Origin of the sequence: Citrobacter freundii complex sp. CFNIH2, assembly GCF_002880615.1 — a bacterium.
GTDB classification, from domain to species: domain Bacteria; phylum Pseudomonadota; class Gammaproteobacteria; order Enterobacterales; family Enterobacteriaceae; genus Citrobacter_A; species Citrobacter_A amalonaticus_F.
Genome location: NZ_CP025757.1, coordinates 3,252,464 through 3,273,908, shown reverse-complemented (window position 1 = coordinate 3,273,908; position 21,445 = coordinate 3,252,464). Strand labels below are relative to the sequence as shown.

The following is a 21,445-nucleotide window of genomic DNA, read 5'->3' as shown; positions in this document are numbered from 1 at the left end:
CCGTGAACAGACGTAACTTTATCAAAGCAGCCTCCGGCGGGGCGTTGCTGTTAGGCGCTGCGCCGTCTATCAGCCACGCGGCTGCAGAAAATCGCCCGCCCATCCCCGGTTCTCTGGGTATGTTGTATGACTCGACGCTGTGCGTGGGCTGTCAGGCCTGTGTGACCAAGTGTCAGGATATCAACTTCCCGATGCGTAACCCGGAAGGGGAGCAGACCTGGTCGAACAACGACAAACTGTCGCCGTATACCAATAACATCATTCAGGTGTGGCGTAGCGGCACGGGCGTCAATAAAGATCAGGAAGAGAACGGCTATGCCTACATCAAGAAACAGTGTATGCACTGCGTCGATCCCAACTGCGTTTCTGTCTGCCCGGTTTCCGCGCTGAAAAAAGATCCGAAAACCGGCATCGTTCATTACAACAAAGACGTTTGTACCGGCTGCCGTTACTGCATGGTTGCCTGTCCGTACAACGTGCCGAAGTATGACTACAACAACCCGTTTGGTGCGCTTCACAAATGTGAACTGTGTAACCAGAAAGGCGTTGAGCGTCTCGATAAGGGCGGCTTGCCTGGCTGTGTTGAGGTTTGTCCTGCCGGGGCGGTCATTTTTGGTACCCGTGAAGAGTTGATGGCCGAGGCGCAAAAACGCCTGGCGCTGAAGCCTGGCAGCGAATACCACTATCCGCGTCAGACGGTGAAAGCTGGTGATACCTATCTGCATACGGTACCGAAGTATTACCCCCATTTGTACGGCGAGAAAGAGGGTGGTGGTACGCAGGTAATGGTACTGACAGGTGTTCCTTACGAGAATCTGGATCTGCCGAAGCTGGATGAGATTTCAACCGGCGCGCGTTCCGAACATGTTCAACACACCCTGTATAAAGGCATGATGCTACCACTGGCCGTGCTGGCGGGCTTGACCGTGCTGGTTCGTCGTAATACCAAAAACGACCATCACGACGGAGGAGACGATCATGAGTCATGATCCTAAACCGCTGGGCGGCAAAATTATCAGCAAACCGGTCATCATCTTCGGGCCGTTAATCATCCTCTGTATGCTCCTGATCGTGAAGCGTCTGGTATTTGGATTGGGGTCTGTCTCCGATCTGAACGGCGGTTTCCCGTGGGGCGTCTGGATTGCCTTTGACCTGTTAATCGGCACCGGCTTTGCCTGTGGCGGTTGGGCGCTGGCGTGGGCGGTGTATGTCTTCAACCGGGGACAATACCATCCGCTGGTGCGTCCGGCGCTGCTGGCGAGTCTGTTTGGTTATTCTCTGGGTGGCTTGTCAATCACCATTGATGTGGGTCGTTACTGGAACCTGCCGTACTTCTACATTCCGGGTCACTTCAACGTGAACTCGGTGCTGTTCGAGACGGCGGTCTGTATGACCATCTACATTGGGGTGATGGCGCTGGAGTTTGCCCCTGCGTTGTTTGAACGTCTGGGCTGGAAGGTGTCGCTGAAACGCCTGAACAAGCTGATGTTCTTCATCATCGCCCTCGGTGCGCTGCTGCCAACTATGCACCAGTCCTCAATGGGCTCGCTGATGATCTCGGCAGGCTACAAGGTGCATCCGCTGTGGCAAAGCTATGAAATGTTGCCGCTGTTCTCGGTGTTGACCGCCTTTATTATGGGCTTCTCGATCGTCATCTTTGAAGGCTCGCTGGTTCAGGCGGGTCTGAAAGGAAACGGTCCGGATGAGAAGAATCTGTTCATCAAGTTGACGAACACCATCAGCGTGATGCTGGCGATCTTTGTCGTGCTGCGCTTTGGTGAGCTGATTTACCGGGACAAGCTGTCGTATGCCTTTGCAGGCGATTTCTACTCAGCAATGTTCTGGCTTGAAGTCGTGCTGATGGTCTTCCCGATAGTGGTGCTGCGCGTTGCGAAGTGGCGTTTTGACTCCCGTATGCTGTACTTGTCTGCGCTGAGCGCGCTGTTGGGTTGTGCTGCATGGCGTCTGTCCTATTCGCTGGTGGCATTCAATCCAGGCGGTGGCTACCACTACTTCCCGACCTGGGAAGAACTGTTGATTTCTATTGGTTTTGTGGCTATTGAGATTTGCGCTTATATCGTACTCATTCGTCTACTGCCGATACTTCCTCCTTTAAAACAAAACGATCACAATCGTCATGAGGCGAGCAAAGCATGAGCCAGAGAATTACTATTGATCCCGTAACCCGTATTGAGGGGCACTTACGTATCGATTGCGAAATCGAAAACGGCGTTGTTTCAAAAGCATGGGCTTCCGGCACCATGTGGCGCGGTATGGAAGAGATCGTGAAGAATCGCGATCCGCGTGACGCGTGGATGATTGTGCAGCGTATTTGTGGCGTTTGTACGACCACGCACGCGATCGCCTCCGTTCGTGCGGCAGAAAGCGCGCTGAACATCGACGTTCCGGTCAACGCTCAGTATATCCGTAACATCATTCTGTCGGCGCATACGACTCATGACCATATCGTTCACTTCTACCAGCTTTCGGCGCTGGACTGGGTGGATATTACCTCGGCGCTGAAAGCCGATCCGGCAAAAGCGTCAGCGATGCTGAACGGCGTGTCGACCTGGCATCTGAACAGCGCGGAAGAGTTCACGAAGGTTCAGAACAAGATCAAAGACCTGGTTGCCAGCGGTCAGTTGGGGATTTTCGCCAACGGTTACTGGGGACACCCGGCGATGAAACTGCCGCCGGAAGTGAACCTGATTGCGGTAGCTCACTATCTGCAGGCGCTGGAATGTCAGCGTGATGCTAACCGCGTAGTGGCGCTGCTGGGCGGTAAAACGCCGCACATCCAGAACCTGGCGGTGGGTGGCGTTGCCAACCCGATCAACCTCGATGGTCTGGGCGTGTTGAACCTGGAACGCCTGATGTACATCAAGTCCTTCATCGACAAACTGAGCGACTTTGTTGAACAGGTTTACAAGGTGGATACCGCGGTGATCGCGGCGTTTTATCCGGACTGGCTGGAGCATGGTAAAGGGGCGGTCAACTATCTGGCTGCGCCGGAATTCCCGACTGACGGGAAGAACGGCAGCTTCCTGTTCCCGGGCGGCTATATCGAGAATGCGGATCTGTCGAGCTATCGCCTGATCTCTTCTCACTCTGACGAGTACCTGATCAAAGGGATCCAGGAGAGCGCCAAGCACGCCTGGTATAAAGACGAAGCTCCGCAGGCACCGTGGGAAGGGACGACCATTCCGGAATATAACGGCTGGTCGGATGATGGCAAATATTCATGGGTGAAATCCCCGACCTTCTACGGTAAAACCGTCGAAGTGGGTCCGCTGGCGAACATGCTGGTTAAACTGGCGTCCGGACGTGAGGCCACGAAGGCGAAACTGAATGAAATCATTGCGATTTATCAGAAGCTGACGGGCAAAACGCTGGAAGTGGCGCAGTTGCACTCTACGCTGGGTCGCATTATTGGGCGTACCGTTCACTGCTGCGAACTGCAGGGTATCCTGCAGAATCAGTACAGTGCGCTGATTGCCAATATCGGCAAAGGTGATCACACCACGTTCGTGAAACCGAATATTCCGGCAACGGGTGAATTCAAAGGTGTTGGTTTCCTTGAAGCGCCGCGCGGGATGCTCTCTCACTGGATGGTGATTAAAGACGGCATTATCAGCAACTACCAGGCGGTAGTACCGTCAACCTGGAACTCCGGTCCGCGTAACTTCAACGATGACGTCGGTCCGTACGAACAGTCGCTGGTCGGTACGCCGATTGCCGATCCGGAAAAACCGCTGGAAGTAGTACGTACTATTCACTCCTTCGACCCTTGTATGGCGTGTGCGGTGCACGTTGTTGACGCTGACGGGAACGAAGTTGTCTCTGTGAAGGTTCTGTAATGCGGATTTTAGTCTTAGGGGTCGGCAATATTTTGCTGACCGATGAAGCCATCGGCGTTCGTATCGTTGAAGCCTTAGAGCAGCGATACGAATTGCCGGATTTCGTTGAAATCCTCGATGGCGGTACGGCGGGTATGGAGTTGCTCGGCGACATGGCGAACCGGGATCATCTGATCATCGCGGACGCCATTGTCTCGAGAAAAAACGCCCCGGGTACGCTGATGATCCTGCGGGATGATGAAGTGCCGGCGCTGTTTACCAACAAAATCTCCCCGCACCAACTGGGCCTGGCCGACGTTCTGTCGGCCCTTCGTTTTACCGGCGAGTTTCCGAAAAAACTGACGCTGATTGGCGTCATTCCGGAATCGCTGGAGCCGAACATTGGCTTAACGCCAACGGTTGAAGCAATGATTGAACCTGCGCTTGCGCAGGTTCTGGCAGCGCTGCGTGAGTCGGGCGTTGAAGCGATCCCACGGGAGGCGACGCATGTCTGAGGAGATTTCCGGGTTCCAGACTGCTCCGAAAGCACAGGTTCAGGCTGCGTTTGAAGCGATTGCGCAGCGTTCAATGCACGATCTGTCCTTCCTGCATCCTGATATGCCAGTGTATATCTCTGACTTTACGCTGTTTGAAGGGCAGTGGACGGGATGCGTGATTACGCCGTGGATGCTGAGCGCGCTGATTTTCCCAGGGCCAGACCAGCTCTGGCCGGTGCGTAAAGTTAGTGAAAAGCTTGGGTTGCGTCTGCCGTATGGCACAATGACGTTCACGGTGGGTGAGCTGGATGGTGTATCGCAATACCTCTCTTGTTCCCTGATGTCGCCGCTCAATCACAGCCTGTCGGCGCAAGAGGGCGTGCGTCTGGCCGATGACTGCGCGCGCATGCTGCTGTCACTGCCGGTCAGCGATCCGGATGCGCCGCAGACAAGCCGTCGCGCGTTGCTGTTCGGGCGTCGGGGTTTGCAGAATGCATGAGCTGTCTCTTTGCCAGAGTGCGGTTGAAATCATTCAACAGCAGGCTGAGCAGCATGGCGTAAAGCGCGTCACCGGCGTGTGGCTGGAGATTGGCGCGCTGTCCTGTGTCGAAGAGAGCGCGGTACGTTTTAGTTTTGACATTGTCTGCCAGGGGACGGTGGCGCAAGGCTGTGAATTGCACATCGATTACAAACCGGCACAGGCATGGTGCTGGGATTGCAGTCAGGCGGTTGAAATCACCCAGCACGATGCGCAATGTCCGCGTTGTCATGGCGACCGACTGCGCGTTGATACCGGCGATTCGCTGAAAGTGAAAAGTATTGAAGTTGAATAAACCATGATGTGACATGGGGCGGAGTCAGATATGTGTATAGGCGTTCCGGGCCAGGTTCTGGCCGTCGGTGAAGATATTCACCAGCTTGCGCAGGTGGAAGTGTGCGGCATCAAGCGTGATGTGAATATTGCGCTGATATGTGAAGGCAGTCCTGCAGAACTGGTCGGGCAGTGGGTGTTAGTGCATGTGGGGTTTGCGATGAGCATCATCGATGAAGAAGAAGCCAAAGCCACGCTGGATGCGCTACGCCGTATGGAGTACGACGTGACCAGCGCCTGATAACTCCAGATGACAATCTGTTAAGTGTTCTCACATCGCTGTATACTTAATTATACATCGAATGCGAGGATACACTCATGCTTAAATTCTTACGCCAGCTCTCCCTGCTGGCGTTGCTTTTTTCTCTCCCCTTCATGGCGCAAGCTGACCGTACCTTTACCGACCAGATTGGCCGCCAGGTTACCGTGCCGGACAAGGTGGATCGCGTTGTCGTGCTTCAGCATCAGACGCTCAACCTGTTGGTCCAGATGAATGCGACCGACAAAATTGTCGGCGTGATGGCGAACTGGAAGCAGCAATTGGGTGATGGCTACGCGCGACTGGCGCCGGAGCTGGCCCAAAAAACCGCGCTGGGCGATTTAACCCACGTTGATCCGGAACAACTGGTGGCGCTGCACCCACAGGTGGTGTTTGTCACGAACTACGCGCCGCAGGAGATGATCGACAAAATCAGCAGCCTCGGCATTCCGGTGGTAGCGATCTCTCTGCGTCACGACGCGGCAGGGGAACAGACCAAAATGAACCCCACCATGGCGGACGAGGAACAGGCCTACGATCGGGGGTTGCGGGAAGGGATCACGCTTATCGGCGATATTGTGAATAAACCGCAAGAGGCGAAGGCGCTGATCGACGCCACCGATAAGGGACGCAAGCTGGTGAGCGATCGTCTGCAGGCGATCCCTGAAGATCAACGCGTTCGCGCCTATATGGCCAACCCGGATCTGACTACCTACGGTTCAGGCAAATATACCGGCCTGATGATGGCGCATGCCGGGGCGCTGAACGTGGCGGCCTCAACCGTTAAGGGCTTCAAGCCAGTGGCGATGGAACAGGTGATTGCCTGGAACCCGCAGGTTATTTTTGTGCAGGATCGTTATCCGAAAGTGGTTGACGAGATCCTGCAAAGCCCGCAGTGGCAGGTGATTGATGCGGTGAAAAATCATCGTGTCTATCTGATGCCTGACTACGCGAAGGCCTGGGGCTATCCAATGCCGGAAGCGATGGGGATTGGCGAGCTGTGGATGGCGAAAAAGCTGTATCCGCAGAAATTTACGGACATTGATATGCGCAGCGTAGCGAATGGCTGGTATCAGCGTTTTTATCGCACCGACTATCAGGGCGTTGACTGATGCATATCCTCGCAGCGGGCAGTCTGCGTGCGGTGTGGCAGTCGCTGATGGCCTGTTATCAGGAGAAGGATGTTCTCTGTGATTTTGGTCCGGCGGGATTGCTGCGCGAACGGATTGAAGCCGGTGAACCCTGTGACTTTTTTGCCTCGGCGAATATGACGCATCCGCAAGCGCTGCTGGACGCTGGTCGTGCACAGTCAGTGGCTCCCTTTGCGAGCAATCGCCTGTGTCTTACCGCGCGGGCGGATGTCGTGCGAGAAGGTGATGACTGGTTATCGCTGTTAACGCGCCCGGACCTGCGGATTGGCACTTCAACGGCGGGATGCGATCCGTCCGGGGATTACACTCAGCAGCTCTTTTCACGAATGGGCGATGCAGGTGCACGCGCCCGGAAACGGGCGGTGGCGCTGGTCGGCGGCAGGGATACCTTACCGCTTCCGGCAGGAAGTCTGGCTGCTGAGTGGTTAATCAACAAGGATTACACCGATATCTTCATCGGGTATGCCAGCTATGCGCCCAGGCTGCGACTGATTGAGACGCTGACGGTGGTGGATATTCCGGAGCCTTATAATCCGGTCGCAGAATATGGATTTGCCTGCCTGAGCGAAAAGGGAAAGCCGTTCGCCGATTTTTTACTGTCGCCGCAGGCGGGATTAATTTTCTGTCAGCATGGATTCGCCTGACTCTCAGAGGGTGGCATCCAGCCGGATGGCGACGTAAACGTCTTATCCGGCCTACGGTTGGGGTAGTGTAGGCCTGATAAGCGTAGCGCCATCAGGCACTACTATGCCGGATGGCGTTTATCTTCGGTGCTCGTGTCGAAATCACTGGCGTCATGACGCTCATGAAGCTGCTCATTCAACGGTCCGTTGGTGCGATTCACAATCCGTCCGCGTTTGACCGCCGGACGTTCAGCGATCTCTTTTGCCCAACGTTGCACATTTTTATAGCTGTCCGCGTCAAGGAATTCTGCCGCGTCGTACACATTGCCCAACACTACGTTGCCAAACCACGGCCAGATAGCCATATCGGCAATGGTGTACTCATCGCCCGCTACGTAAGCGTTATGCGCCAGCTGTTTATCCAGCACGTCCAGCAGGCGTTTGGCTTCCATCGTAAAGCGGTTGATCGCGTACTCAATCTTCACCGGCGCGTAGTGATAGAAGTGGCCGAAACCACCGCCAAGGAAGGGCGCTGCGCCCTGGAGCCAGAACAACCAGTTCAGGGTTTCGGTACGTTTTGCCCGATCCTGCGGCAGGAAGTAGCCAAACTTTTCTGCCAGATACAGCAGGATCGAGCCCGACTCAAACACGCGCACCGGCGGATTCTGAGAATGATCGCGTAATGCCGGGATCTTCGAGTTCGGGTTAACCTCCACAAAGCCGCTGGAGAACTGATCCCCTTCGCCAATGCGGATCAGCCAGGCATCGTACTCCGCGCCGCTCACCCCCTGCGACAGCAGTTCTTCCAGCATGATGGTGACTTTCTGACCGTTCGGCGTGCCCAGCGAATAGAGCTGAAGCGGATGCTTACCGACGGGCAGTGTTTTGTCGTGCGTCGGACCAGAGATCGGACGGTTGATGTTGGCGAACGCACCGCCGTTGGATTTTTCCCACGTCCAGACTTTCGCGGGCTGATAAGTGTTATCTGACATGTTGACCTGCCTTCTGAGTGGTTGTGTTGAAGCAGTGTAGCAGGTCGCCATCCGTACCTTTAACAGATCGGCACATTTACACCTGCCTATTTTTTGTTGTTGCGCACGCTCCCGCTGCGTTGAGGTGTATGATGGTCGGCGGTGTAGGGCAGGCAAGCAGAAGCTGCCCAGCTGTACAGTTTTGAGGTAAGGTGCATGAGCAAAGGAACGACCAGTCAGGATGCCCCGTTCGGGACATTATTGGGCTATGCCCCCGGTGGTGTAGCGATATACTCTTCAGATTACAGCTCCCTCGACCCACGGGACTATGACGATGATGCTGCATTCCGCAGCTATATCGACAATGAATATATGGGCCACAAATGGCAGTGCGTCGAATTCGCGCGCCGTTTCCTCTTCCTGAATTATGGTGCGGTGTTCACCGATGTCGGCATGGCGTGGGAGATCTTCTCACTGCGTTTTCTGCGCGAAGTGGTGAACGACAATATTTTGCCGTTGCAGGCGTTTCCGAACGGGTCGCCCCGCGCGCCGGTCGCCGGGGCGTTGCTCATCTGGCAGAAAGGCGGTGAATTTAAAGACACCGGCCACGTTGCGATTATCACTCAGTTGCTGGACAACAAAATCCGCATTGCCGAGCAGAACGTCATTCACACTCCGCTTCCTCCCGGACAGCAGTGGACGCGTGAGCTGGAGATGGTGGTGGAAAATGGCTGCTATACCCTGAAAGACACCTTTGACGACACCACCATTCTGGGCTGGATGATCCAGACCGACGATACTGAGCACAGCCTGCCGCAGCCGGAGATTGCCAATGATTCGCTGAAGATTGGCGCTGCAAGACTGGAAGAACAAGGCCAGTTTGACGGTAAATGGCTGGACGAACAGGATCCGCTGCAAAAAGCCTATGTGGCCGCGAATGGTCACGTGATCAATCAGGATCCATACCAGTATTTCACGATGACAGAGAGTGCTGAGCAGGAGTTGATCAAAGCGACCAACGAGCTGCATCTGATGTATCTGCACGCCACGGATAAGGTGCTGAAAGACGACAACCTGTTGGCGCTGTTTGACATTCCCAAAATCCTCTGGCCGCGTTTGCGTCTCTCGTGGCAGCGCCGTCGCCACCATATGATCACTGGTCGTATGGATTTCTGTATGGATGAGCGCGGGTTGAAGGTGTACGAATACAACGCCGATTCCGCGTCGTGTCATACCGAGGCGGGGCTGATCCTCGAACGCTGGGCGGAGCAGGGCTATAAAGGGCCGGGGCACAATCCGGCAGAAGGGTTGATTAACGAACTGGCGGGAGCCTGGAAACACAGCCACGCGCGTCCTTTTGTGCACATCATGCAGGATAAGGATATTGAGGAAAACTATCATGCCCAGTTTATGCAGCAGGCGCTGCATCAGGCCGGGTTTGAAAGTAAGATCCTGCGTGGGCTGGATGAACTGCGCTGGGACGATGCCGGACAACTCATTGACGGTGACGGACGCCTGGTGAACTGCGTCTGGAAAACCTGGGCGTGGGAAACGGCGATTGAACAGGTACGCGAGGTCAGCGAAACCGAATATGCCGCCGTGCCGATTCGTACCGGGCATACCCATCAGGACGTTCGATTGATCGACGTGCTACTGCGCCCGGAAGTACTGGTTTTTGAGCCGCTGTGGACGGTGATCCCGGGTAACAAAGCCATCCTGCCGATCCTGTGGCAACTCTTCCCGCACCACCGCTACCTGCTGGATACCGATTTCATCGTCAATGATGAACTGGCGCAAACCGGTTATGCGGTGAAACCGATTGCCGGTCGCTGTGGGAGTAATATCGACCTGGTCAGTCATCAGGAAGAGCTGCTGGATAAAACCAGCGGTAAATTTGCCGAGCAGAAAAACATTTATCAGCAATTATGGTGTCTGCCAAACGTTGCCGGTAAATATATTCAGGTGTGCACCTTTACCGTCGGTGGAAACTATGGCGGCACCTGTTTGCGTGGTGATGAATCGCTGGTGATCAAAAAAGAGAGCGATATTGAACCGTTGATTGTGCTGAAGGGGTAGAGAAGACCAGAATATCGATTTGTAAGCCGAATCAAGCTGTCATGCAGCCTTTCGGCTTATCATTACAGAATCCCAAAAGCAAAAACCCGCCTTTTGGGCGGGTTCTTTAAAGAAGTGGTGCCGGACTCGGAATCGATGTTTTGATTTATTTTTATGATTTATAAATAAAATTTTTGATGTGATGAAATTTATGCCCTCATTTGTACCCTCTGTCCCGCCTGGTACGAATTTAAAACCCGAATCGGGGACGGCAAGGGGATGGTCATCTGAGGATGATGTGTAGATGCTTCATTGTGTTCTTTTGTCTGGCGACGCACCTGGTGCGTCACAAGGATCCAGTAACAAACCACCAGAAGAAAAGCACCAGGTACGCCAACTTTATTCTGGCCATAAGTAGTTGAGATGGCAAGGCGTTTGTTCAGCCCCTTCAAGGGTAATGAAATTCCACTTTGTGCAGACAGATAAATCATCCTGACTACTGCATGGATGCCAGCGTGCCAGGGTAGTGGTGGGCGATGATGTCATTCAGCTTATCAACCAACTCTGCCCGCTTAAATGTGATATGCGCTGTTCCCTTCTGAAAGTACTTAATAGAAAACATCTCATCTTCATAGCTGGTGCTGTTCCTGTTCTCATGAATATAATCGCCTAGACGGCAGGTAACATCGGCGCGGTTGTCGGGGATGGGCTTTCCATTCAGGAGCATCAGTACACGCTCCAGGTCAGCTAATCGATCGCGCTGCCAGCCCCAGCTCAGGCTGTAGCCCCATTTATCGTACTTCACCAGACTATTAATGATGATCTTTTTTCCAAACTTGCACGGGTTGTTGCTTTTGTAATCCCAGCTCAGATTTTTGAAGACGTTGATAACTCCCCGTTCAAATACCTCATCTTTACTCTGGTGCAGTTGCCGGAAAGTACTGAGGATATTGTCTTCAGATATCGCGGGGATATCGTCTTTCTCCAGGCTTTTGTGCCACTCGTCACGGGCATCAGCATCCATCAGGCTCAGCATGCCTGATTTATTCATCAGCTCTCGCCAGATGCGGCGATCAATATTGCGGGTCATCGCTTTCATTGCTTTATCGGTTTTTTCCGTGAACCAGCAATCGTAGCGATAGCCCTCTCGCATTCCCCACTCTTGTGCTGTACCACCGCCGATATCGTGGGTCAGAATGGAGATATCATCAAGTTCACTGATAAGGCTTTGAATCCGTGTCAGCGCAGCATTACGGCCTGTAACAATACGTTCAATGCTGGTGGAGCAAATCACATCAGTGTGCCCGGTTAACACTTCGGGTTCATTAACATTATTTCCGGCCATTATTTCTCTCCTTTATAGTCAGAAAAATACCAGCCGGTCAGGGCTGGTGTTGATGTACTTGCGGGACGCGGTTTGTTTCGTCCAGCTCATCGCTTGCTTGGAGCGCTGACCTGCGGATGTTGCCCTCTGGTAATCGCCGTCACCTCTTTATACGTGTCACGGTTCATCAGCCCCGTTGCTTTCCTGGCCCGGAGGATATCTATGGGTGTGATAAACGGAGACTGCGTCAGGATGCTGAAGCCTGGCCGGTCAGTCCGGACCAGTTCGTACTTTTCTACAATAAAATTCAGGGCATCGGCCAGCGAGATACCCGCCTCGATATGCTGCTGAATGACCTGTTCATCACTGAACGGCGTATCGTTAAGCGTGAGACCATAGTGGTGTGCCAGCAGGCTGGTCAGCAGGGTCTGCCAGACACCCACGGGAGACGGACATGACGATACCGCCCGCATGAAGGGCAATGTAGTTTGCATAAATGTTATCTCTATAGTGGAAGATGTGTTTGCTGAAGGGTGAAGTATTACGGTGTTATGCCGTGGCGGCAGGAGTGGGATAAATCGCGATATAAACATAACCGTGCGAACCGAGCGTATCGGCCTCGCAGGTCAGACCTTTTGCATACAGTGTGACGCAGTGCTGATGACGGGGATTCAGTTCACCGCTGGTGAGCATTAACCCCAGCTGTTTCATCAATACCGGGAAAGCCTGGTCAAGATGGCGCAAATCCGCATCGCAGAACTGACCATCAAAGTTCGCACGGTCAGCCAGGTAATGCAGGCGGTTTCCCTCCTGGACCAGGCGGGCACCAAAACACGGGGAAACACTGCGCCTGAGTCCCCACCAGGGTTCGCTGATATCATGTGTTGTTATCGTGGTTTTCTTCGACAAAATGGAGTTCTCCTTAATCGTGAATTAATTCAGGCTTACGCTGCGTAATACGACATACGGGCCGTTGCGGTCCTGGCGGCGTTCTGCGAATACGGCCAGTACACCGCTGATATCTTCCACCTCGCGACCGGCATAGTGGCAGATGCTGCCGGACCACGCGTATTTGCCGGTACAGAAGCGGAACAACCGGGAATGAGGATGCTGACGGTAAATCGTCATGGCCTGGCGTTTACTGATAATTTTCATTAATACTCCTCCCTTACAACCAGCCCCGTTCAGCAAACGAGACGATATCCATTCCGCCGATAACGAGGTGGTCCAGGAGACGCACTTCCACAAGGTCCAGAGCATTCTTCAGTCGCGCTGTTACTCGTCTGTCAGCCTGGCTGGGTTCGGCATGGCCTGAAGGATGACAGTGAGCAACAATCACCGCTGCCGCATTGTATTTCAGGGAGGCTTTCACCACTTCCCGTGGATGGACTTCGGTGTGGCTGATGGTGCCCCTGAACAGCGTTTCGTGCGTAATCAGCCGATGCTGGTTATCCAGCAACAGCAGAACAAATGCCTCTCTTTCCTCCATTGTCAGCTGGAGCCGTAACCAGTCACGTACTGAGCTGCTGGACGTAAACGATGCGCCGGGTTCGCGTAACTGGCGCTCCAGCAGGGTCAGTGCCTCGCGGATGGTCTGTTGTGCGGAGGCTGTCAGTTCATATGCAAACAACGGTAACTGTTTTTCCATGGTGCGGGGCCTCAGTCGATGATGTGCATAATGGCGTTGCACTCAGGATGGTTCAGCGCGTAATCCCGCAGACGGTAATAGTGTTCCGTCATGGCATCGCACTCCGCGCGGCAGGCATGGTGGCTGTAAGCCATCAGACAGACGGCAATACCCGCAGCTTCAGCACTCATTTCAGCGCCGTTACCATTAAGGGTATTAAACAGCGACCAGGGACCGTCACTCTCTTCCGGAGCCATGAAAGCACCACCGTTGCTGAGAGTGTAAAAAGCCCAGACGCCACCGCTGTAATCCGCACACAACCGGTCCATCCAGGCAAAGATGCTGGGCTCAAGGGTTATCCACTGCGGGATACAGCCAAAATGCTGAGGCCAGAAACGAAGGCGCTGTTCATCTTTAACAGGTGTGGCACAAAGAGTGTCTGTCGGAATGGTGTTATCCGTTAATGCGTTGTTCATGATTAATGACTCCGGAAATAAAAAGGCCAGCCGGTCAGGGCTGGCGGGAGAGGATGAGAATGAAGTCTGTTAAAGCCGGTCAGGACCTGCTGATGCCATAACGAGCAATGTAGCGATTCAGCATCACTCCGGCTTCAGGTTCAAAGTTCCATGCCCGCCAGACCATCACTCCTTCGCAACGAATAACCAGACGAAAATGCGTTCCCTGGTCGTCTTCAATGGCGACGTTGTCATATTGCGCTGCGATGCCTGAGGCCTGCTCACGGGTAAACGGGCCGGAGGGAAGTTGCGGATGGGTTTCGGTGTTCACGGGTATGTTTCTCCTCGTAGAAGTTATGCCTGCTCCAGCAGTTCGAGCATATTCTCTGCCATCACCCACAGCGCACGATTAAGTTTCACATCGCCGTCGATACCGTTCACAGCACGGGTACGGTTGCTTCGCCCTTGTGCGGTGCGCCCCGTCAGTCCTCCCTTCATCAGGTTCTCCTGCATCCGCTGATACACCGTCCAGAGGTCATCACTGCGGTCTTCGTAACGACGTGGCGTCAGTATCTGAGCGGTAGTGACGGGCTGGTGGTCTTCACCAAAACGATAGTGGAGAGCGGCCCTCGCCATCGCCTGTTGCGCTGGTGGCGGTAACAGAGCGGACTGCATGGCATCACGTTTCTCCTCCACCCGGTCAAATATCCCCAGCACCTCATAAGCACCTTCAATGACTTTCTCCACCACGTTGCCCTTGTGCGGTACGCGAACCTCACCAAAGGTTTCGCCACAGACAAGTCCGTTCTGGCAGACAAAGCGAAACAGGCCCGGCAGCATCTGGTATGAACTGGAGCCGTCGTGGCTGTTAAGCAGAATGATTTCGGGGACCTGTTTGCCGGTGATTTGCCCCTCACGCCGCAGACGCAGCATGTGTTTTGTGTGGTCGCGTTTATTCAGGTCGCGCACGCGGGTCTGGCAGGCAAAGAACGGCTGGAAGCCTTCCCGCTGCAGATTATCAAGCAGTGTGATGGTCGGGATATACGTATAACGTTCTGAGCGTGATTCGTGCTTTTCTTCACTGAATACGCTGGGAACGTAATGGGACAGTTCGTTGCGGGTCAGTGGGCGGTCGCGGCGTACGAGACTGGCCGCACCAAAACGGCTGGCTAAGCGCATGGTTAATACCTCTGATATCAGGTTAAAGGGCATAAAAGCAGAAAGGCCATGCTCCGGAAGGTGCATGGCCTGTGGGGGACTGTATTCTGTTGAAAAAGTGAGCAGGACTTCGCTGCTCAGTGGCTCAGTGACTGTGGTGACACAGGGATACCGTCGCTGATGAGACAGCGGTTCAGCATCTCTCCGGCCTGCGGGGCAAAATTCCAGTCCCGCCATATCAGCATTTCGCTGCAGTCGCGGATGACCAGACGAAAATGGGTGCCCTGGTCGTCTTCGACGGTGACGTTGAGATAGCTTGCGGCCATGGCTTCCGCCTGTGCCCGGGTGAAGGGGCCGGGTGGCAGCAACGCATTATCAGTGGTCTGCATAACTGATCCCTGATGAGAAACAAAAGAAAACGCCCCGCTCAGGTGAGCAGGGCGTCGGCGGTGTGAAATACTGCTGCAGTGGTCAGGGCTGGCGGATTTGTGTTGCCTGAACCGGGATATGCGTCATGGACTGAGGTTCCTGTTGTCGTGAGCGTGAATGAATTCAGAAAAAAGGCGTTACCTGTCTTTATTACGGCAGGGCATATTTCGGCAGACAGCCGCTGTCCCCGAACGCGGGAAGGACCTTCCCCGCACCGTTAAGCGTAAACACGGCGGCCTTTACGCCTTCCCCGGACACGATGACCCGCTTACCGGTGCGCAGTTTATCCCATGCCCATGCCACGTTGTCTGAGCCCACATGTGACTCGCTGTCACTGACGCTGACAGGCTCCTCATCGTCAATTTTCATGTCCAGCGACTGGCCGTTATCCATCCTGACCTGATGGCCTTTTTCGTCGGTGAAACTCAGCGTGGCCGCGCGTGAGCCGGTGTCTTCGCAGGTCAGGTAAAGCTGCGACTGTCCTTTCCCCTGAATCACAAACTCAGACACCCCCTGACCCCAGCCGCTGACCCAGACATCACGATTGCCAGAGGCCTGTGACACTGCCGGAGTCAGGGCAGATATCAGAAGAGTGGAAAGCAATATTTTCTTTTTCATGGTATTCCCTGAGGGTGATGGTTAAGACGATACGGGTCTCTCCTGAAGACGGTGAGACGCGTTAAGAAAGAGGGCGGATAAGTGATACTGACCATATCACTGGCTGACGGTGAATGTGCCCTGGTCGGTGAACACCCGTGCCTCAACAAAATTGCAGGCTTTACCAAAGTCGAGTGTGTGACCAAATTTCCAGAAGACACTGTCAGCGAAGGTCATTTTGCGGGGTGTGAACGGTTTATCTGTGGGCCACCAGCCATCCACGTTCCGGCCCCTGTAGGCTATTTTTCGGTGTGTCAGCATCGGGCATTTTCCCCGGTTAACATCGATTTTCTTTATCAGAACGGTGTCGGTTTTTGCTGTCACGGTGACATAGACGCAGCCATAGCACTCATGACCGGCATGGCTGACCTCCACTTTAACGGGCATATCGCTGCCGGCCAGGGAAGGAAGTGAGGTGAACAACAGACTGGCGGTCAGCGCCATAAAAAACCTTTTCATTACTTTTCTCCGGATGAAGGCATTCCTGCAATTCATCGCATTGATTTTTAATCAGTAAATGGCTGAATACAGTATCCCTGAGGGATTCTATAACCGGAAATTCATCATGAATAATGAATAAAACCGATCGGGTCGATCGACAAAATCGATCGTGACAGAGCCAGATTATTTATCGAAACGGAAGACAGGCTTATCGATGCGGAAGTCAGCCAAAGAAGAAGGACCAGACGGTCCGGGCAGCACGGGCCATGGTGTGTGTGACGGTCTTGAGTGCGTAACGTGCGGCCTGTGGCAACGGGGTCAGGTCGATGACCGCGTCAATCACTTCCACCACGGCATCGCCAAAGCTGTTGCGGGCGGTAGTGATAATGCCGGGGGTGTGGTACCCGCTTTGCAGGTGAGGCACCAGCGGGCTGCGGGCCTGCTTTGGGAGACGGGTAATCATCGCCTCCACCAGACGGGGAAGGTGGTACCGTCCCCTGACTGACACCGGAAGAATATTCGTCTCTGCGGTTCCCATCTGACGGGCGACGGCCTGGCGCTTCTGCGTAATATGCTCACTCTGTGATACTGAAGGCTGTGCCGACAGCCAGTTCCACTGTTCAGCCGGTTCGGTTTTATCCACCTGGTTGAGGACCCACAACACCGGTGGCAGCGGTCCGCTGTATTGTGCGAATACCCCCTGATAAAAATGCTCTTCCACCGAGAATGCCCTGTCATCGGCCTTGAGCACCCACAGCACCATATCGAGTTGTGGCATGAGTTCGCGGTACAGCTCACGGTATTCGTTGTCACGGCTGATGCTCTCTCCCACACCGGGTAAATCCACCAGCGTCAGGTAATGGTTACCGAAGCGCAGACGTACACGCTGAGGCTGGCGGGTACAGGCCTCCACGGCATTGACCGCACAGACCTGACTACGGAACAGCGCATTACACAGCGAAGATTTTCCGACGCCGGTTTTGCCCATGATGCCAATCACGGGTTCGTATGTGACGAGTTGGTTGAGTTCCCGGAGAAGATGCTGACGCAGGGCGCGGGGATAGCGCCGCAGATGGCGACGGATAAGGGCATAGCCCGAAGGATGTTTCATATAAGCCTCGGCATAATAAAAGGCCATCCGGTGGGGATGGCCTGACTGAAGTAAACGGGAGGGAATTCACTGAGGTGATATATAACTGAGAAAAATTTAAAAATGCGGATATAGCATTTTATTCAGATATCAGCAGGGGCGCGCGCGCCCCGCAGATATGTTTATTCAGTTTATGGTGCGCATAAAAGGAATTTTGTTGACTTTTTTTGCAATTCTTAAAAAATATTCCCTGTGAATTGCAGGTGTGTTTTTCAGTTTGTCATAACCACTCTTTTTTTTAGTCGCACTGATTTCTGTCTCCCTGTCAGCAAGACGTCGTCTGTGGGTTCTGTTGATGTTATCTTCCCTTTCTGTTCTTCTGACCAGACGGGAAAATAATGCACAGGGTTCACGGTTATCATATCCGGTAGCTGTGACGTCAGGGAACGGGTTCAGTATATCGGATATGAAAAAAGTTATTCCTCCTGGCGTGGGAGAACTTTTTTGTTCATTGATGACTTCGCGCTGGAAGTCGAGTAAAAAATCAAAGTCGAAGCCTGAAATACCTGCCCTGCATTCAATGCCTTCAGGGATGAAAGAGTACCAGACCTCAATAATTTCCCTGATGAAGTCATGACTGACGGCCCCGTCCTGAATAAAAAATAACACATGGGCGAAAGGCTCAAATTTTTCATCCAGTATGCCCAGCCTTACATGTCCGGCTATCCGGCTGTACATTGTGCGATGCTTTATTTTACTCATCATCGAGGCAAAGGCCATGTTAATCATGGTTAAGTCATCGATGATGTGTTCAAGTTTTCCATTTGTCTTGCGGTTGAGGTGAAAGCTGATTGGGATTATTGTGATTTTTCCGGATGTTTTATTTTTTATTTTGTTATATTCAGTCTGGATTTTAAGTAACGCATCTTCTTTATAAATAAGATTTTTCTTCAATTCTCCTTTATATTTTTGGGGGGCTTCGTAATGAAGTTTAAAATATTTATACGTTCCCGCGAGAGAACGGGATGAGTCAGGGAGTAATGAATACTCATATTTAAGAATGTCCGACAAAAGATTGCATGCGTAGCCGTCTGTTACCTGCGTTTTTCTTTTTTTAGTGGAAATTTCATCCGGCGGTATTTTTTCACATTCTGCATCTTTAAAGCTGATGAAGCTGTATATGTCAGCCAGGTCCGCGTAACGTATGGGTTCCGATGGATACGTGGCATCTATCTCCCTTAACCTCAGAAAGTTCACTTCATAAAAATCATTCAGTCCGTCCCTTCTCATTCTGCTCTCCCGAATACTGGTTCTGTTTTTATACCTCAGAATTATATCGTATAAAGCTCTGAATTAAGAGCGATTGGATCACAAGTCCGGCATGGTAAAACATAGCCTTTTAAGCATTATTCAGAGCTTGTGATTGCATGCTAATTCATTGAATTAGATGAATTATATATAATTTTATTGTCATTTTTTGTGTGTTTGTTTTTTTCTGTTGTTTCAGATTGTTATGACATGATTTTAAGGTGAAAACGATTCTGACTGTCTTTTCAGGCGACTGAGCGTGTTCCGTTACTGCCGGTCAGCGTCTTACAGGGAGACTGTTTTTCCGACTGCGTTTACCTGGTCAGGGAGTATCTTATCCTGTCATCCAGTTGCAGAGCATTCTGTGGTCTGATGGTTATCTCCGGGAAGAATGCGGTTTCCCCTCGAAAATAAATACGCTAGCCCGTCATGAATTTACCTTTTTTCATGTTTCCGGGCCGCTCATGGAATATTTTTCCGGAGTAACCAATAATTACTCTCTTCCCTGTGTGTTTTTTGTGCGTGAAAATGCCGGGGGCGTAATCAGGAAAGAAACCCCGTATCGGTATAAATAACGGCAAAATACTATTGCATTAAATGTTACAGTGGCAGGGGAACCAGTTCCGGGAGTCAAACAGTGTGCGTATACAAATCTTTCATGAACACATGCCTGTACAGGTATCAAGTCCGGAAGACAGAAATGGTGGCTGATATCATTTGAACACCAGGGTGTGAATAACTCAAACCTGCGTGGTGTGTGTATTCTCTGGAGGTTACTGACTGTGTGAAAAGAAACATTAAGGTTATTAGTGTTATTTTATAAAAGATGTATTATTTGTCCACTTACTTACTTACTTACTTACTTACTTACTTATTCCTTTGTATCCAGGAATAATGACTGTTCAGTAAGTACAGCATTCCTTCGTCTACTGGATGATGATTTCTTTTCAGACATCCCGGTACATTCAATGTTTACTAAATCAAGGAATAATTGTTTATTCTTTGCCGTAAAGCATCATGATTGTCAGACTTTCCTGTGTGATGAACACCTATTCCATTTCACGATACAGTACGTGTGAAAAATGATACTCAAGTAACATACTTTCATGGCTGACAACCTGAATTGGTATACTGCATAAAAAATTAATCTCTCCAGTAATCTCATGACCAATAACTGTTATGGGATATTTATCATGGAATACGTAATCAACTCAAACCACAAACCAGACTTTTCTCTTCAGTCAGTATTATTTAACCATCAGGACCGGTTATTTGACTGTCATTCGAAATTACTCATGCTTCGGGTGGATTTTGCATACAGGAAAAACTCTGATTCATTCGCGTATGGTGATATTCATCAACTGGCGGCTGAGATGACATGGCTGACTGAGCAATGCGCAGAGATATCTGGTCTGGAGGGATATGCCTGGGTAATGGAATATGGGGAAGACCACCGTTACCACATTCATGCGGCGTTTTATATCAATGGTCAGAGCCACCGGAAGGCCTGGTGCTTCTGGGAGACCATTAGCGCGTTGTGGGAGGACATTACGGATGGAGAAGGTTATGCACACCGGTGTGAGCCTAAGGGACATTACAGGGTGCGAGGTGAACGAGTAATCAACTTTTCAGATCGCAGAGGAAGGGAGGGTATGCAGTACATCCTTAGCTATCTGGGTAAACAGTCGCAGCGTACAGAGCGGCGGATTTACAGAGTCAGCGCAGTCCCTGCTCCGGCAGTCAGTGGCAGGAGGCGTAAGCGGAGCTGAATCTACCCGGTAAAAAATCACGCCAGTGCGTCATAGTTTGAAGAAGTCTGCATCATTCGAATACCTGGCTTCTTCTCCCTTACCACCAACGGAGAAAAAACGATGACCACACCCACCAGCCTGCTTAACGATAAGTTTGTCGATATGGCGTTTATCACCCAGCTCACCGGTTTAACAGACAAATGGTTTTACAGGCTCATTCAGCTCGGTGAATTCCCAAAGCCCATTAAGCTGGGCAGAAGCTCCCGCTGGCTTGAAAGCGAAGTGGAAGCCTGGCTACAGCAACGCATTGCAAAGTCCCGCCAGTGAGTGATTAAACGCAATCACATCTCCCACCTGATTTAACTCCAGAGACCAATGACCCACAGTGTAGCCCTCCCCGGGACGGTTTAGCCCTGCGCGTCATCCAGCAAAGGACCAATACTATGTACGCAAAATCGTTTATTGCTCTCGATGGTAATCGACGCCTCACGGGAGCGATCATTGCCCAGATTTATCCTTACGATCACTACTTCTGTCACCTCTGCGGCAGCGCTCTGATATTCCACCCGGAATGGATCACCAACCGCCCGTGGTTTGAACACTCATGGGAAGACCTGACAGAAAACGGACTCCACCATTGTCCGTATGTACGCCCTGAGCCGAAGGAAGCCAGGCGGGTACGCATGTTGCGTCGCTATGTGCCGGATATCTTACCCCTAGTGCGTAAAACTGACTGGCACTGTTCTGGCTGCGACAGCGATTATCACGGTGAGCGCTACTGCCTGAGTTGCCGGACTGGTGACCACAGCCATGAACGTTGCACAGAATGAGTCTGGGCTGTCAGCCACTTACCATCGGGACATCATGACAATATTTACACCATGCAATTTCGCACCATTCGTACGGCCCTTAACCACGGGGGGGTGCCCCTATAAAGTTGTC

The 21,445-nt window shown here is 52.3% G+C and carries 27 protein-coding genes; 13 read left to right on the top strand and 14 right to left on the bottom strand.

The genetic code is table 11. The annotated features are described in order from the left end of the window. Nucleotides 1-2 precede the first annotated feature (2 nt). From hybA to WM46_RS15900, 9 genes are all read left to right on the top strand, one after another. Nucleotides 3-989, top strand: a complete 987-nt coding sequence (hybA, locus tag WM46_RS15940; RefSeq protein ID WP_102602800.1) for a hydrogenase 2 operon protein HybA — start codon at nt 3-5, stop codon at nt 987-989. Beyond that, entirely contained in the window at nt 979-2,157 is a 1,179-nt protein-coding gene (gene hybB, locus WM46_RS15935) for a Ni/Fe-hydrogenase cytochrome b subunit (RefSeq protein ID WP_061076302.1), read from the top strand. Before hybA ends, hybB begins: the two co-directional genes overlap by 11 nt. Then, nucleotides 2,154-3,857, top strand: a complete 1,704-nt coding sequence (hybC, locus tag WM46_RS15930; protein ID WP_102602799.1) for a hydrogenase 2 large subunit — start codon at nt 2,154-2,156, stop codon at nt 3,855-3,857. The genes hybB and hybC overlap by 4 nt, the downstream gene beginning before the upstream one ends. Then, entirely contained in the window at nt 3,857-4,351 is a 495-nt protein-coding gene (locus WM46_RS15925; protein WP_102602798.1) for a HyaD/HybD family hydrogenase maturation endopeptidase, read from the top strand. The genes hybC and WM46_RS15925 overlap by 1 nt, the downstream gene beginning before the upstream one ends. After that, nucleotides 4,344-4,832, top strand: a complete 489-nt coding sequence (hybE, locus tag WM46_RS15920) for a hydrogenase-2 assembly chaperone (protein ID WP_102602797.1) — start codon at nt 4,344-4,346, stop codon at nt 4,830-4,832. The genes WM46_RS15925 and hybE overlap by 8 nt, the downstream gene beginning before the upstream one ends. Further along, entirely contained in the window at nt 4,825-5,166 is a 342-nt protein-coding gene (gene hypA / locus WM46_RS15915) for a hydrogenase maturation nickel metallochaperone HypA (RefSeq protein ID WP_042324177.1), read from the top strand. The genes hybE and hypA overlap by 8 nt, the downstream gene beginning before the upstream one ends. Nucleotides 5,167-5,196: 30 nt before the next feature. After that, the gene (gene hybG / locus WM46_RS15910) at nt 5,197-5,445 is read left to right on the top strand and encodes a hydrogenase maturation factor HybG (RefSeq protein WP_042998137.1); all 249 of its coding nucleotides are present in this window, start codon (nt 5,197-5,199) and stop codon (nt 5,443-5,445) included. Nucleotides 5,446-5,522: 77 nt separating this feature from the next. After that, complete coding sequence (locus tag WM46_RS15905; RefSeq protein ID WP_102602796.1) at nt 5,523-6,575, top strand: ABC transporter substrate-binding protein; 1,053 nt, start codon at nt 5,523-5,525, stop codon at nt 6,573-6,575. Continuing rightward, nucleotides 6,575-7,258, top strand: coding sequence for a molybdate ABC transporter substrate-binding protein (locus WM46_RS15900; RefSeq protein WP_102602795.1), 684 nt, complete (start codon nt 6,575-6,577; stop codon nt 7,256-7,258). Before WM46_RS15905 ends, WM46_RS15900 begins: the two co-directional genes overlap by 1 nt. Nucleotides 7,259-7,359: 101 nt before the next feature. Here the strand turns inward: WM46_RS15900 and yghU are convergent, their stop codons facing one another. Continuing rightward, on the bottom strand, nt 7,360-8,229 hold the full coding sequence (yghU, locus tag WM46_RS15895) for a glutathione-dependent disulfide-bond oxidoreductase (protein WP_102602794.1): 870 nt from the start codon (nt 8,227-8,229) through the stop codon (nt 7,360-7,362). Between the two features lie 195 nt (nt 8,230-8,424). Here yghU and gss point away from each other — a divergent pair, with 195 nt between their 5' ends. Beyond that, nucleotides 8,425-10,284 (top strand): bifunctional glutathionylspermidine amidase/synthase, encoded by a 1,860-nt coding sequence (gene gss / locus WM46_RS15890; protein ID WP_102602793.1) that lies wholly within the window; start codon nt 8,425-8,427, stop codon nt 10,282-10,284. A gap of 475 nt (nt 10,285-10,759) precedes the next feature. Here the strand turns inward: gss and WM46_RS15885 are convergent, their stop codons facing one another. From WM46_RS15885 to WM46_RS15825, 13 genes are all read right to left on the bottom strand, one after another. Continuing rightward, the gene (locus tag WM46_RS15885; protein WP_102602792.1) at nt 10,760-11,608 is read right to left on the bottom strand and encodes a DUF4942 domain-containing protein; all 849 of its coding nucleotides are present in this window, start codon (nt 11,606-11,608) and stop codon (nt 10,760-10,762) included. A gap of 86 nt (nt 11,609-11,694) precedes the next feature. Next, complete coding sequence (locus WM46_RS15880; protein ID WP_102602791.1) at nt 11,695-12,081, bottom strand: TA system toxin CbtA family protein; 387 nt, start codon at nt 12,079-12,081, stop codon at nt 11,695-11,697. 55 nt (nt 12,082-12,136) lie between these two features. Continuing rightward, nucleotides 12,137-12,496, bottom strand: coding sequence for a type IV toxin-antitoxin system YeeU family antitoxin (locus WM46_RS15875; protein ID WP_102602790.1), 360 nt, complete (start codon nt 12,494-12,496; stop codon nt 12,137-12,139). Between the two features lie 24 nt (nt 12,497-12,520). Beyond that, nucleotides 12,521-12,742 (bottom strand): DUF987 domain-containing protein, encoded by a 222-nt coding sequence (locus WM46_RS15870; protein WP_102602789.1) that lies wholly within the window; start codon nt 12,740-12,742, stop codon nt 12,521-12,523. Nucleotides 12,743-12,755: 13 nt separating this feature from the next. Further along, entirely contained in the window at nt 12,756-13,235 is a 480-nt protein-coding gene (gene radC, locus WM46_RS15865; RefSeq protein ID WP_102602788.1) for a RadC family protein, read from the bottom strand. Between the two features lie 11 nt (nt 13,236-13,246). Continuing rightward, a complete protein-coding gene (locus tag WM46_RS15860; RefSeq protein WP_044349771.1) occupies nt 13,247-13,690 on the bottom strand; it encodes an antirestriction protein in 444 nt (147 codons plus the stop codon). A 79-nt stretch (nt 13,691-13,769) separates the two neighbouring features. Further along, nucleotides 13,770-14,000 (bottom strand): DUF905 domain-containing protein, encoded by a 231-nt coding sequence (locus WM46_RS15855; protein ID WP_102602787.1) that lies wholly within the window; start codon nt 13,998-14,000, stop codon nt 13,770-13,772. 23 nt (nt 14,001-14,023) lie between these two features. Then, nucleotides 14,024-14,848, bottom strand: coding sequence for a DUF932 domain-containing protein (locus WM46_RS15850; protein WP_102602786.1), 825 nt, complete (start codon nt 14,846-14,848; stop codon nt 14,024-14,026). Nucleotides 14,849-14,964: 116 nt separating this feature from the next. Next, complete coding sequence (locus WM46_RS15845) at nt 14,965-15,216, bottom strand: DUF905 family protein (RefSeq protein WP_102602785.1); 252 nt, start codon at nt 15,214-15,216, stop codon at nt 14,965-14,967. Nucleotides 15,217-15,406: 190 nt separating this feature from the next. Continuing rightward, nucleotides 15,407-15,874 carry a hypothetical protein gene (locus WM46_RS15840; protein WP_102602784.1) on the bottom strand — a complete coding sequence of 156 codons (468 nt, stop codon included), beginning with the start codon at nt 15,872-15,874 and terminating at the stop codon, nt 15,407-15,409. Between the two features lie 96 nt (nt 15,875-15,970). Next, complete coding sequence (locus WM46_RS15835) at nt 15,971-16,372, bottom strand: hypothetical protein (RefSeq protein WP_048242038.1); 402 nt, start codon at nt 16,370-16,372, stop codon at nt 15,971-15,973. 205 nt (nt 16,373-16,577) lie between these two features. Beyond that, a complete protein-coding gene (locus WM46_RS15830; RefSeq protein ID WP_187394392.1) occupies nt 16,578-17,465 on the bottom strand; it encodes a GTPase family protein in 888 nt (295 codons plus the stop codon). Between the two features lie 165 nt (nt 17,466-17,630). After that, the gene (locus tag WM46_RS15825) at nt 17,631-18,734 is read right to left on the bottom strand and encodes a hypothetical protein (RefSeq protein WP_102602782.1); all 1,104 of its coding nucleotides are present in this window, start codon (nt 18,732-18,734) and stop codon (nt 17,631-17,633) included. A gap of 1,211 nt (nt 18,735-19,945) precedes the next feature. Here WM46_RS15825 and WM46_RS26875 point away from each other — a divergent pair. From WM46_RS26875 to WM46_RS15810, 3 genes are all read left to right on the top strand, one after another. Next, nucleotides 19,946-20,521 carry an inovirus-type Gp2 protein gene (locus WM46_RS26875; RefSeq protein ID WP_102602781.1) on the top strand — a complete coding sequence of 192 codons (576 nt, stop codon included), beginning with the start codon at nt 19,946-19,948 and terminating at the stop codon, nt 20,519-20,521. 102 nt (nt 20,522-20,623) lie between these two features. Further along, complete coding sequence (locus WM46_RS15815) at nt 20,624-20,830, top strand: helix-turn-helix transcriptional regulator (RefSeq protein WP_102602780.1); 207 nt, start codon at nt 20,624-20,626, stop codon at nt 20,828-20,830. A 116-nt stretch (nt 20,831-20,946) separates the two neighbouring features. Continuing rightward, nucleotides 20,947-21,333: a putative zinc ribbon protein gene (locus WM46_RS15810; protein WP_102602779.1), complete on the top strand. Its 387-nt coding sequence runs from the start codon at nt 20,947-20,949 to the stop codon at nt 21,331-21,333. Nucleotides 21,334-21,445: the final 112 nt, after the last annotated feature.